The 12,806-nt window shown below is 60.8% G+C and carries 12 protein-coding genes and 1 pseudogene; 9 read left to right on the top strand and 4 right to left on the bottom strand.

Annotated features, from left to right (window positions below):
• Positions 1 to 28: 28 nt before the first annotated feature.
• Positions 29 to 901: a Ku protein gene (locus F8N62_RS08890; RefSeq protein ID WP_150710607.1), complete on the bottom strand. Its 873-nt coding sequence runs from the start codon at positions 899 to 901 to the stop codon at positions 29 to 31.
• Positions 902 to 1,086: 185 nt separating this feature from the next.
• On the opposite strand from F8N62_RS08890, the gene F8N62_RS08895 reads away from it, so the two are divergent.
• Both F8N62_RS08895 and F8N62_RS08900 read left to right on the top strand, forming a co-directional pair.
• A complete protein-coding gene (locus F8N62_RS08895; protein WP_150710608.1) occupies positions 1,087 to 1,443 on the top strand; it encodes a hypothetical protein in 357 nt (118 codons plus the stop codon).
• Positions 1,444 to 1,494: 51 nt separating this feature from the next.
• The gene (locus F8N62_RS08900) at positions 1,495 to 2,640 is read left to right on the top strand and encodes a PQQ-dependent sugar dehydrogenase (protein WP_150710609.1); all 1,146 of its coding nucleotides are present in this window, start codon (positions 1,495 to 1,497) and stop codon (positions 2,638 to 2,640) included.
• A 99-nt stretch (positions 2,641 to 2,739) separates the two neighbouring features.
• On the opposite strand, the gene F8N62_RS08905 is transcribed toward F8N62_RS08900, so the two are convergent.
• A complete protein-coding gene (locus F8N62_RS08905) occupies positions 2,740 to 3,057 on the bottom strand; it encodes a DUF2834 domain-containing protein (RefSeq protein WP_150710610.1) in 318 nt (105 codons plus the stop codon).
• A 341-nt stretch (positions 3,058 to 3,398) separates the two neighbouring features.
• Here F8N62_RS08905 and ilvA point away from each other — a divergent pair.
• The 7 genes and pseudogenes from ilvA to F8N62_RS08940 form a co-directional block, all read left to right on the top strand.
• Positions 3,399 to 4,400 (top strand): annotated as a pseudogene (gene ilvA, locus F8N62_RS08910) (threonine ammonia-lyase, biosynthetic); the annotation flags it as partial.
• 217 nt (positions 4,401 to 4,617) lie between these two features.
• Entirely contained in the window at positions 4,618 to 6,120 is a 1,503-nt protein-coding gene (locus F8N62_RS08915) for an aldehyde dehydrogenase family protein (RefSeq protein ID WP_150710612.1), read from the top strand.
• Positions 6,121 to 6,464: 344 nt separating this feature from the next.
• Entirely contained in the window at positions 6,465 to 6,761 is a 297-nt protein-coding gene (locus tag F8N62_RS08920; RefSeq protein ID WP_150710613.1) for a helix-turn-helix domain-containing protein, read from the top strand.
• 364 nt (positions 6,762 to 7,125) lie between these two features.
• Complete coding sequence (locus F8N62_RS08925) at positions 7,126 to 7,755, top strand: glutathione S-transferase family protein (protein ID WP_150710614.1); 630 nt, start codon at positions 7,126 to 7,128, stop codon at positions 7,753 to 7,755.
• Between the two features lie 129 nt (positions 7,756 to 7,884).
• Complete coding sequence (locus F8N62_RS08930; RefSeq protein WP_150710615.1) at positions 7,885 to 8,805, top strand: LysR family transcriptional regulator; 921 nt, start codon at positions 7,885 to 7,887, stop codon at positions 8,803 to 8,805.
• Positions 8,805 to 9,716, top strand: a complete 912-nt coding sequence (locus tag F8N62_RS08935; RefSeq protein WP_150710616.1) for a LysR family transcriptional regulator — start codon at positions 8,805 to 8,807, stop codon at positions 9,714 to 9,716. The genes F8N62_RS08930 and F8N62_RS08935 overlap by 1 nt, the downstream gene beginning before the upstream one ends.
• A gap of 119 nt (positions 9,717 to 9,835) precedes the next feature.
• Positions 9,836 to 11,905, top strand: a complete 2,070-nt coding sequence (locus F8N62_RS08940) for a pyridoxamine 5'-phosphate oxidase family protein (protein ID WP_150710617.1) — start codon at positions 9,836 to 9,838, stop codon at positions 11,903 to 11,905.
• 24 nt (positions 11,906 to 11,929) lie between these two features.
• Here F8N62_RS08940 and F8N62_RS08945 read toward each other — a convergent pair whose 3' ends face one another.
• Entirely contained in the window at positions 11,930 to 12,232 is a 303-nt protein-coding gene (locus F8N62_RS08945; RefSeq protein WP_150710618.1) for a hypothetical protein, read from the bottom strand.
• A 121-nt stretch (positions 12,233 to 12,353) separates the two neighbouring features.
• Positions 12,354 to 12,683, bottom strand: a complete 330-nt coding sequence (locus tag F8N62_RS08950) for a hypothetical protein (protein WP_150710619.1) — start codon at positions 12,681 to 12,683, stop codon at positions 12,354 to 12,356.
• Positions 12,684 to 12,806 lie beyond the last annotated feature (123 nt).

Consider the following 12,806-nt stretch of genomic DNA (forward strand, 5'->3'; position numbering starts at 1 on the left):
AGGCCATCGAGTTCACTGCACATTTTGATCAACCACTCGACCGCTTGCTCGTTTTCTTGGCCGCCGCCGGTTTTTCCGCCGCTTTCGCCTTGGCCGCAGGCTTCGCTCCAACCTTGCCCCCCAAACTGCGTTTAAGCAACTCGGTCAAATCGATCACATCCGCCGTTTTGCGCTCTTCCTCGCCCGTCGCCGATTCCACGTCCTCGATCTTGCCTTCGTTGGCCTTCTTCTCGACCAGCGCCATGATCTTGTCTTCGAAACTGTCGCGGTAATCCTCGGGGCTCCAGTCGGCGCTCATGTCCTGCACCAGCCGCTTGGCCATGTCCAATTCGCCCTTGGCCAGCTCGGGTTTGGTCACTTCGCTGCCTAACTCCAGCGTGTCGAGGCTGCGCACTTCCGCCGGCCAGCGCAGCATCACCAAGACCATCGCCGACTCCAGCGGCATTAGCGCAGCCAGATGCTGACGGGTGTGCAGCACGACGTGGGCGAGGGCGACCTTATTGGTTTTACTGAGGGTTTCGCGCAATAACGCATACACCTTGCCGCCGCGTTTATCGGGCGCCAGGTAGTACGGCGTGTCGATGTTTTGCAACGGGATCTGTTCACTGTCGACAAACGCGAAGATGTCGATGGTTTGCGTGGACAGCGGGTGCGCCGATTTGATTTCCTCCTCGCTGAGCACCACGTAGCGACCTTTTTCGTGTTGCACACCTTTGACGATGTGTTCCTTTGTCACTTCCTTGCCGGTGACCTTGTTGACGCGTTTGTAACCCACCGGGTCCATGCTGCGGCTGTCGAGCCAGTCGAAGTCCACGCCTTGGGAAGACGTCGCCGAGACCAGCGCCACAGGAATATGCACCAGCCCGAAACTTATTGCGCCTTTCCAGATTGCCCGTGCCATGGTCGTCTACTCGCGAGTGATGATCAGGTGACCCGTGGCCCGGCGCAAAAGTTTCAGCGGCGTGCAGCCCGGGCCGACTGCGGGCTCAACTTCGTGTTACATCTTGCCGGGGAGGTTTTGGTTAACAAATCCGAACCCTGGGCGTAGCGTGCTATCGAACGCTTATCCACGGAGAGAGGCTGCCCATGAACCGATTTGTGTTTGGCGTCACCGCGTTGGCATTGAGTGGCGTACTGGGCAACCTGGCCCAGGCCGACGTCGCCGTGCCATCCATGCCATTGCTGGTGGCCCAGAGCCCCACGGGTAACAGCAGCAACCCTTACAACAGCCCGATTCGCCGGGCCAACCCCAACAGCATGCAAGGCACACAACCGAGCGCGCCGGTCATTCGCGGGCCGAACACTGTGCCGGTTCCGCGGCCGCCGACCCTCGACAACGGTGGTATTGGCAACCGCTATCCTCAAGACCGGACAGCACCCGCGACCCCACCCAAATTCATCCCCAATCCGCCCCATCGTGACGCGGACACCCCCACCCGTTGAGCGGCGGGACTTACAACCTGCTTGCCATTCAGACGACAAAAGGAATCGTGCATGTTGCGTAAAACCCTGTTGGCCACCCTGTGTGCCAGCGCACTGATCAGCGCACCCGTTTTTGCGGCGCCCGTCCAGGAACTCAAGAGCGAGCAGGGCACTCTGGAGGTCACATCGATCGTCAAGGGGCTGGACCATCCCTGGGCCCTGGCATTTCTGCCGGATCAGCAAGGCATTCTGGTGACCGAACGGCCCGGCAACCTGCGCGTGGTCAGCGTCGATGGCAAGCTCTCGGCGCCCATCGGTGGCGTACCAAAAGTCTGGGCCAAGAGTCAGGGCGGCTTACTTGATGTGGTGCTGTCGCCCGACTTCAAACAGGATCGCACGGTGTACCTGTCGTACGCCGAAGGCGGTGGCGCGGGTGACAAGGCCGGCACGGCGGTCGGTCGGGGTCAGCTGTCGGAAGACCTGACAACGCTGAAGAATTTCAAAGTGATTTTTCGTCAGGAGCCGAAGCTTTCGGTCGGCAATCACTTCGGTTCGCGGCTGGTGTTCGACCGCGACGGTTATCTGTTCATCACCCTAGGCGAGAACAACGACCGGGAGACCGCCCAGGATCTCGACAAGTTGCAAGGCAAGGTCGTGCGCATCTACCCGGACGGCAAGGTGCCTGACGACAACCCCTTTGTCGGCCAGGCCGGCGTGCGCCCGGAAATCTGGTCCTACGGCCAGCGTAACCCGCAAGGCGCGGCGCTTAATCCGTGGACCGGCGTACTCTGGGAGAACGAACACGGCCCGCTGGGGGGCGATGAAATCAACATCATCGAACGTGGCAAGAACTACGGCTGGCCGCTGGCAACCCACGGCATCAACTACTCCGGCCTGCCGATTCCGGAAGCCAAGGGCAAAACCGCCGAAGGCGCTGTAGCGCCGCACCATGTCTGGGAAAAATCCCCCGGCCTGAGCGGCATGGCGTTCTACGATTCGGACCGCTTCAAGCCGTGGCAACACAGTGTGTTCATCGGTGCGTTGGTGACTCAGGAGCTGATTCGTCTGCAGTTCGATGGCGACAGAGTGGTTCACGAGGAGCGGTTGATGGGCGAACTCGACAAACGCATTCGCGATGTGCGGCAGGGGCCGGACGGGTATTTGTATGTGCTCACGGATGAGGATGATGGCGAGCTGTACAAGATTGGTTTGAAGTAAGGCATCGCGGGCAAGCCCGCTCCCACAAGGTTCGTGTCGTTCGCGAGTATTGCATTCGACATCAATACTGTGGGAGCGGGCTTGCCCGCGATGGCGATCTCAAGAACGCAATTTTCGGTCCTGCAAACCCCGCACCACCAGATACAACAACGGCCCAACCGACACAAAAATCGCGGTAATCAACAGATAAGGCACCACCGATAATGCGGACCGCCCGCGTTTGCGCGCGTCCGTATACATCCACACCCCCGCCAGCGTCGCCAGCAGATACAGATCAATCACCACCTGCGCCGTATCCGGTCGCGACATGAGGCTGATGCCGAAATCAATCAACGACTGTTCCGCCTGCAGCATCACCGCAACGGTGTAGCCGCCAAAGGCGAGCAGGGCGATCAGGGGCAGGGCGACAGACTTCATGTTTCCTTCCTTGGGACAATGAACGGGATTCAGAGACTACCGAAGCCACCGTCAATTGGCCATTGACTTGCCGTGCATGCCCGGCTAATTTCCAGCCATGACTTCCACCGTATTGCGCTGCCAGCCAAGCATTATTACCGCCATTCCTTATTTGGCGGGCTAGCTCACGACTGCAGCACCCAACCCGCCCTAGAGGCGGGTTTTTACTTTCTGTCTCCCGGGTTTGAACCACCGCACGGTCGACGCAGGAGCTGGCGCAGGCTGCGATCTTTCGCTTTTAGAAATCAAAAGATCGCAGCCTTCGGCAGCACCTGCGCTGACCGCGTACACAGGAGACGACCATGAACAGCACGCCCGCCCAGCAGACCTTGCTTGAGCTCTACGTCAAAAAGATCCTCGCAGCGCCCGTGTATGAGCTGGCAGTGCGTACACCGTTGCAAGCGGCGCCGGGGCTGTCCGAAGCCTTGGGCAATCGCATCCTGCTCAAGCGTGAAGACCTGCAGCCGACCTTTTCCTTCAAGATCCGGGGTGCCTACAACAAGCTCGTGCAACTGAGCGACACGCAAAAGGCTTGCGGTGTCATCACGGCCTCGGCCGGCAATCATGCGCAAGGCGTGGCGCTGGCTGCACGGGAGCTGGGGATTGACGCGACCATCGTCATGCCCGCCACAACGCCGGAATTGAAAGTGCATGGGGTGCGCAGTCGGGGCGCCAATGCCGTATTGCATGGCGACAGTTTTCCGTTTGCCCTGGAATACGCCTTGGACCTGGCCGCGCAAACCGGTCGCACATTCGTCTCACCCTTCGACGATCCGCAGGTCATCGCCGGGCAGGGCACCGTTGCCATGGAAATCCTGCGTCAGCACCAGGGGCCGCTGGATGCGATTTTCGTCCCGGTGGGCGGCGGTGGCCTGATCGCGGGCATCGCGGCCTATGTCAAATACCTGCGTCCGGAAGTGCGTATCATCGGTGTCGAGTCGGAACACTCCGCGTGCCTGCTGGCTGCCTTGCAGGCGGGGGAGCGTGTCGTCCTGCCCAACGTCGGTACATTTGCCGATGGCGTCGCCGTCGCTCAGATCGGTGCGTATGGTTTTGAAGTGTGCCGATTCTGCGTCGATGAAGTGCTGACCGTCAGCAACGACGAACTCTGCGCCGCGATCAAGAACATCTACGACGATACCCGCTCGATCACTGAACCTTCTGGCGCACTGGCGGTGGCGGGGATCAAAAAATATGTGGCACACACCGGCGCTCGCGGGCAGACGCTGATCGCCATCGACTCCGGTGCCAACATCAACTTCGACAGCTTGCGCCACGTCGCCGAGCGCGCCGCGTTGAGCGACGCCTTGGCATGAGCACGCGCCGCAGACGAAGCAATCAACCCACCCACTGTGTGGGAGCCTGCTGGCGAATGAGGACTCACCTTCACCATTGATACTGGCTGACACAGCTTCGCGAGCAGGCTCGCTCCCACAGGGCGAAACCATTAGCAGCCCTAATGACGCTCCAGATATTTTCCTATACATTTTCCAGCCGCCCCTTGCATGGTGAAACCGCTTCATGTCCCTCACGCTCGAACGTCTAGTCGCTGGCACGCCGATCCCTTTCGCTGGTAACCGCGTCAGCGTGGTCAGCCCCGAACTGGCCTTGCGCTTTCAGCCCGGTGACCACCTGCTGGTGGAGCAGGTCAGTGGTGAGTTGTTGCTGATTCCAGTGGCGGACCAGCACGCGGCCGCTGTTGCAATCGAACGCGCCGACGCGGCGTTCAAGGCGATGTCCGGGGTGTCGGATCAGGCGATCAGCGCGTTCTTCGACCTGTTTGCCCAGCGTCTTGAAGATCAGGCGTGCTGGGACTTGATCGAGGCGGCCAACCTCGCCGACATCGAGTGGGCACGGTCCCGTGGCCGCTCGACCACGCGGTTGCTCGCCGATGAACGCATGCGCCGCGACATGATTGTCGGTCTGCGCGCCTGGCGCGACGCCCCGGCCACCCGCGGCAAAGTGGTCAGTTGCATCGAGCATGACGGTTGGAAAGTCGAGCAAGTGATTTCGCCGCTGGGCATTGTCGCCTTCGTTTTCGAAGGCCGGCCTAACGTCTTCGCCGACGCTGCGGGCGTATTGCGCACCGGCAACACTGCGGTGCTGCGCATTGGCAGCGATGCCTTGGGCACCGCGCAAGCCATCGTCACACACGCGTTGAACCCGGCGTTGAGTGAGGCGGGATTGCCGGTGGGCGCCGTGTCGCTGGTGGAAAGCGTCAACCACGCCGCCGGTTGGGCGATGTTCGCGGACCGACGCCTATCGCTGGCGGTGGCCCGTGGTTCGGGCCGCGCCGTCAGTCAGTTGGGCAGCATCGCGCAACAGGCCGGCACCGCCGTCAGCCTGCACGGCACCGGTGGCGCCTGGCTGATCGCCGACAAGGACGCCGACGCCACGCGCTTTGCCGCTGTGGTGCGCAATTCACTGGACCGCAAAGTCTGCAACACCCTGAACGTCTGCCTGATTCACCGTGATCGCGCCGCCGAACTGGTGCCGCTGTTTCTGCACGCCTTGCAACAGGCCGGCACCGCACGGGAAGAGGGCTGCAAATTGCACATCGTCGAGGGCAGTGAAAAGCATGTGCCCCACGAGTGGCGTAACGCGACGGTCGAAGTCTGCCGCGCCGACGGCTACCAGACTGAAGCCCGCGTCGAACCGCTGCCAGAGGATCAGCTGGGCCGCGAGTGGGAGTGGGAAGAAACCCCGGAAGTCAGCCTGATGATCGTTGACGATCTGGACAGCGCCATCACCTTGTTCAATCGCTACAGCCCGCAGTTCACCGTATCGCTGATCAGTGAAGCAGCCGAAGCGCATGAGCGTTTGTACAACGCGGTTAACGCGCCTTTTGTTGGCAACGGGATCACCCGCTGGGTCGATGGACAATACGCGCTGAACAAGCCGGAACTGGGTCTTTCGAACTGGGAGAGCGGTCGCCTGTTCGCCCGCAGCGCGATACTCTCCGGTGATGGCGTGTTCACCATTCGCAGCCGCATGACCCAGACCGATCTGTCGGTTAAACGTTAAGCTACCTTTAAAGCTGACCGAAGCGGCCCGTAGGAGCTGCCGAAGGCTGCGATCTTTTGATCCTTGGCGGCCTCAAGATTGCCAAAGATCAAAAGATCGTCCGAACGCGGCCCCACCCTTCGGCAGCTCCTACGGGCGACCGAAGACACGTGACATTCGAGGTAACATTGAACGCACGCCCCGAAATGCCCGGGCGTGCGTTTTGTGTTTCAGCTCTGCGTTTTTCTCAACCTGCGGTACGCATGATCATTTTCGACTATCATTTACTGGTCAAATATGACCAATTATCTAGTAGTTGTCTGAATAGCGGGTCAAATATGACCAGTAACAGGTTGGAGAAAGCCATGTCGCTCATGCATTTTTTATACTCGCCTGGGGAAATCGCACGCGCACTGGGAAAGAACGCCGAATCATTACGGTTATCCAGAAACCTTTCTCGCAAAACCCTGGCTGAGCAATCCGGCGTGTCTGAATCCTCCATCAAACGCTTCGAGCATTCAGGCTCGATTTCTCTGGAATCCATGATTCTTCTGGCGACGGCACTCGATGAACTCACCCCGGTGATGAATCTTTTCAAGCCGTCACATCCAGGCTCAATCGATGAGCTGAAAAACCTCAAGCGCAAACGAGGCACCCGATGAATCCGCCCGTCCCCAGGTTCAAGCCTACTGAATCGCTCAGCTGACCAGTGCACTGACGAAAAGCGCGGTCGAGGTTGAGAAGATGGCGAGGCTGATGATCTTCAATGCGGTGGCTGCGCTCGATGCTTTGAAAATCCCCAAGTCCGCAGGCGAGGCCATTCACCGCGTGCTCAGTGATACACGGGTGCGTTTCGAAGATAGCTGAACGCAAGGTCGTGCTGACAGTGGCAACCACTGTGACCATTACACCCAGTGAAATGCTGGATTGTAAAAGCTGGGCATTCCGCAGATTGCGGGAGGGGTGGAACATGGCGCCGTCGACGCGATTACCGGGTCGAACCCTCATCACCCTGTGGAGTACGTCATGTCTCAGCACGCGATCAAACTGTACCGTCACCCGCTGTCCGGCCATGCCCATCGGGTCGAGCTGATGCTGTCCCTGCTGGGGCTGCCCACCGAACTGGTGTTTGTCGATCTGATGAAAGGGGCGCACAAAACTCCTGAATTTCTCGCCCTCAACAGCTTTGGTCAGGTTCCGGTCATTGATGACAACGGCACGGTGCTGGCGGACTCGAATGCGATTCTGGCGTACCTGGCCGCCAAGTATGGCAACGGCCAATGGCTGCCGACCGATCCGGTTGCGCTGGCACGGGTGCAGCGCTGGCTGTCGGTGGCGGCGGGTCAGATCAATTCGGGGCCGGCCACCGCGCGGTTGATCACGGTGTTTGGCGCCGGTTACGACGCCGATGAGGCGATCAAGCGTTCCCATGAGTTGCTGCAGGTCATTGAACAGCAGCTGAGCCAGAGCGCGTTTCTGGCCGGTGAGGCACCGACCATCGCTGACGTCGCGGCGTACACCTATGTTGCCCATGCACCGGAAGGCAATGTGTCCCTGGCCGACTATCCTAAGGTCCGCGCCTGGCTTGCCAGCATCGAAGCGCTGCCGCGTTTCGTCGGTATGCAACGCACCGCGACAGGCCTGCAACAGGCTTGATTGAAACCCCTGAAGCTTATCGGGCATTGGCCCGATGAGCGCAGGGCGACAATACTGTGCGAGGACTTCGGTGCGCATCCTCGCCGCGCCGGGAGTCGTCGAGGTTCTTTGATCATCACAGGGGCGTCCATGGATCGCTTTCAAGAAATGCTGATCTTTCTGGCCGTGGCCGAGGAAGAAGGGTTTGCCGCCGCGGCCCGGCGCCTGAACATTTCGCCTCCCAGTGTGACCCGCGCCATCGCCGCGATGGAAGAGCGGATCGGTACGCAACTGTTGTCACGCACCACCCGCAGCTTGCACCTCAGCGAAGCGGGGCAACGCTATCTCGAGGATTGCCGGCGAATTCTCGGTGAAGTCGAAGAGGCGGAAGAAGCGGCCGCCGGCAGCTATTCCATACCGTGCGGGCATTTGACGGTAACGGCGTCGGTGCTGTTCGGCGAGTTGTTCGTGGCGCCAATCCTGGTCGACTATCTGGACCGCTTTCCCTCGGTGTACCTCAACGCTTTGCTGGTCGATCGGGTGGTGAACATGGCCGACGAAGGCATCGATGTGGCGATCCGCATCGGTCATCTGCACGAGAGCGGTCTGCACGGCATCAAGGTCGGCGAGGTGCGTCAGGTCATCTGTGGCGCACCGGCGTACTTCGAGCGGCACGGCAGGCCGCAACATCCGGCGGAGTTGAGCGACGCCAACATCGTCATGTCGTCGGCCAGCCATCTGCTCAGCGATTGGCAGTTTGTGCACGACGGCAACGCGCTGGGTTTTCGCTATGACCCACGCCTGGTCGTGACGTCGAACGCCGCCGCAATCAACATTGCGTGCCTGGGCTGGGGGATAACGCGCGTGCTGTCTTACCAGGTCGCCGGCCACGTCGAAGCGGGTGAGCTGGAAGTGGTCCTCCAAGCGTTCGAGCCGCCCGCGCTGCCCATCCAGGTGGTGTACCCGAAGAGCAACCGGGTGCCGGCCAAGGTCCGGACATTTGTCGATTTCCTCAGCGAGCGGCTGGCCATGGACCCCGCACTCAAAGCTGTCGTCAAGGCCCGGTCCTGATGGACCGCTACCACGAAATGCTGATGTTCGAAGCGCTGTCGGAGCGCCCGAGCCTCGCGTCGGCAGCCCGGCGCCTGAATGTCTCGGGCCCCACGGTGATCCGTGCCATCGCCCGACTGGAAGCACGCCTGGGCGTGCCCTTGTTGCTGCGCAGCACCCGCGGCGTGGCGTTGACCGACGCGGGCGCGGGGTTCATGGCTGACTGTACGCGCATCCTGCGGGCGGTCGATGAGGCCGAGGCGTCGGCCAAGGGCCTGCATGTCCAGGCCCGGGGCAACTTGTCGGTCGCAATGCCGCTGCTTTTCAGTCGCTACGTCATGACGCCCTTGTTGACGCATTACCTGGACCTGTATCCCGACGTCAGGCTGTTCGCGCAATACCATGACCGCCTTCCAAACCTGAATGAGGAGGGCATCGATGTGGCGGTGCTGGTGGGCGACTTGCCCAGCTCGTCGTTGATCGCCCGCCCCGTGGGGCACGTGCGCTACATCGTCTGCGGCAGTCCCGGCTACCTTGCCCGCCACGGTGAGCCCTGCGCGCTGGAGGATTTGAAAGGTCATCGGCTGGTCGCTACCCAAGCGAATCGGGACAAGGTCCAGTGGGATTTTCAACAACATGGAGAATTGCGCAGCATCAAGGTGCGTTCACGGCTCAGCTGCGCCACGGTTCAGGCGGCCATCGATGCGACGGCCCACGGTTCGGGTTTGACCCGCTGCCTGAGTTATCCGTTGTACGGTTACCTGGACAGCGGGCGGCTGCGTCGGATCTTGCAGCCCTACGAGGTGCCGGCGCTGCCGGTACACGTGGTGTATCGCGAAGGGCGCAAGGCGTCGATGCGCGTGCGCAGCTTTGTCGATTTCATCGTCGATGCGCTGCGCGAGCACCCGGCATTGCGGCTGGACGCGCCGTGAAGCAATGCTCGGCATTTCATCGGGTGAAACGCTGGATTGTGTTTTCTGGTCATTCTCTCGTCGGCCGTTACAACCGAGGATGAGCGCCACGTCGATATTCGGACAACGCAGAGGTTGTCATGAATCAATCAGAAGAACCGGGTGTATCGCCCTGGCACGCGGGCGAACGGCAGTTGCAGGAAACCGTTGGCGTAGCCGAGCGCATGGAGGTGTTCGGGCGCAAGGTGGTGCGCGATTACCTTCCCGACCAGCATCGACTGTTCTACGAGCAGTTGCCGTATCTGCTGTTGGGGGTCGTCGATGACCACGGTGTGCCGTGGGCGACGCTGATCGAGGGCCCGCCCGGTTTTGTCCATTCCCCCGATCCCCGGACATTGCAACTGGAGCGCCTGCCCGCCGAGGGCGATCCTGCCAGGGAGGCGTTCAGGGAAGGGGCGCCGGTAGGGTTGCTGGGGATCGACCTGAAAACCCGCCGTCGCAACCGAATGAATGGCCACCTGCATGCCGTCTCGAGCGGCTTTTCTATTTCCGTCGAACACGCCTTTGGAAATTGCCCCCAGTACATTCAGTTGCGCGCGCTCGATCCTGTTTCGGTGGGCGGCACGTCGTCGACCGTGGCCGTCGAACGTTTGACCGATCTCGACGAGGCTGCACGAGCCGTGATTGGCGCCGCCGATACGTTCTTCATTGCCAGCTACGTCGACCCCGACAACAACCCGGCCCAACGTGCGGTGGATGTTTCGCACCGTGGCGGTAACCGTGGCTTTGTCCGGGTCGAAGGCAACGTGCTGACCATTCCGGACTTCGCCGGTAACCTGCATTTCAATACCTTGGGCAATCTGTTGCTCAACCCGCGGGCGGGCCTGCTGTTCGTGGATTTCGCTTCGGGCGATCTGTTGCAGGTCGCCGGGCGCACCGAGATTATTCTCGACGGGCCGCAAATCGCTGCGTTCCAGGGCGCCGAACGGCTGTGGAAGTTGACCGTGGAGCAGGTCGTCCGGCGCGCCGCCGTGCTGTCCGTGCGGTGGCAGTTCGAAGGGTTTTCGCCCAACAGTCTGTTGACCGGCAGCTGGCAGCAGGCCGAGGGTCGCCTGCAGGCTGATGCACTGCGCGATCAATGGCGGCCACTGCGGGTCGCGCGCATCGTTGAAGAAAGCCAGAGCATTCGTTCTTTCTACCTGGAGCCTGCCGATGGCGCGGGTTTGCCACGTTTCGAGGCGGGGCAGCATCTGCCGGTGCGCTTCTGTTTGAGCGAGGGCGATGCGCCGTTAGTGCGCACTTACAGCCTGTCGAGCGCGCCTTCGGATGATTTCATGCGCATCAGCGTCAAGCGCGACGGACGCGTTTCGACGCATTTGCACGAGCGCATCCGAGAGGGTGATTTGATCGAGGCGCGGGCGCCGCAGGGACGCTTCACGGTGAACCCGGACGAGCGCCGGCCACTGGTGCTGCTGGCGGCGGGCGTCGGGGTGACGCCGTTGCTGTCGATGTTGCGCGAGGTAATCTACGAAGGTGAACGTATCCGGCGCACACGGCCGACCTGGTTTATTCAGAGTGCCCGCAGCCTGGCCGATCTGGGCTTTCGTGACGAGTTATATGAACTGGCCAGCCGCGCCAAGGACTCGGTGCGGGCCCTGCGTCTGCTCAGTCAACCAGAGGAGCACGCCCGTGAAGGCGAAGATTTCGAGTTGGCGGGGCGAGTCGACGTGCAGCTGCTCAAGGGCTTGTTGCCGCTGGATGACTACGATTTTTACCTGTGCGGCCCCGGGGCGTTCACCCAGGCTTTGTACGATGGCTTGCGCGCCTTGCGCATCGGTGATGACCGGATTCATGCGGAAACATTCGGCCCCTCGACGCTGGCCCGTTTACGCGACGAATTGACCCCGGCCCGTGAGCAAGTGCCCGCCGCGCAGATCCCGGTGAAGGTGGTGTTCGCCGCCTCGGCCAAGGAAGCCCGCTGGGAACCCGGCGGCGCCAGTTTGCTGGAACTGGCGGAAAGCCGTGGCTTGAATCCGGATTTCAGTTGCCGGGGCGGTTCGTGCGGTACGTGCCGCACGCGGCTGGTCAGCGGGCAGGTGCATTACCTGAACATGCCCGCCGAGTTGCCGGCGCAAGGGGAAGTGCTGATTTGCTGCGCGGTGCCGGCTCAAAGTGCCGAGGGCGATGGGCCGTTGGTGCTGGACCTCTAGCGCCGCACCGTTCACGCGGCGACTTCAGTCATCCACTGACTGGCACACGCCATTGGGCGCTTTGCCGGTAGAGGACACGGCCACCGAGTCGTCATCGGCGAGGACGATCGAAAGCGTGATGCCGGACCCCTTGGCTTCGAAGCGGCGATCATTGATGGCTTTGGTTTCGGCTTCCTTGCTGTTGATCAGCACCGGCCCATCCTGATCCGCCTGGACTAGAAATTTGCCGGGGCATTCCACCGCGAATGACGGAACCCCCTCGACGCTGTTCGCCTGAGCAGCACTTGTCACCATCAGCAACAGCATTAACTTCAGATTGATTTTCATCGCAAGCCTCCAGAGACCAACTGCGGATAGGCTAACGATAGCTGTGTTTTTTTTACCCGTGCGACAAACAAAAAAAAGCCCCGCTCGTCAGTCGAGCGGGGCCTTTCTTGCAGTGGAATTATCAGTAGAACCGGTCAATCACCCGAACTTCATTCTGGTTCTGCAACGAGGCCCAGGCCTGTTTCAGCGTTTGCAGAACATTACCGATGAAGTCCTTGTCGGCCGCGGCTTTCTTGCCGACATAGCCTTGGCCGCGACGGTACATCTTCATTCGGGCCAGCAGGTTCTGGTTGTTCTGGTCGAACTCGGCTTCATGGGCATGCGGCGACAGGCAGTCGATATGCACCTGGCCCGACTTGCTGATCCACAGAATATGGCTGTCGTGGCTGTCTTTCTGTGCCGCGAACATGCGAGCCAGTTCATCGATGGTGGGTTGATTGTTCAGATTCATAATAAAGCCCCTTGACCATTTGGTGATCTTTCAAAGTTGATTCGCTAATACAGGTAGCCCATCGGTTAGTTGATCCCTGGCACCGAAACCAGGACGTCAGCGATCAGCCGTCGAAGTGACGGG

Origin of the sequence: Pseudomonas fluorescens (assembly GCF_902497785.1) — a bacterium.
GTDB classification, from domain to species: domain Bacteria; phylum Pseudomonadota; class Gammaproteobacteria; order Pseudomonadales; family Pseudomonadaceae; genus Aquipseudomonas; species Aquipseudomonas fluorescens_BO.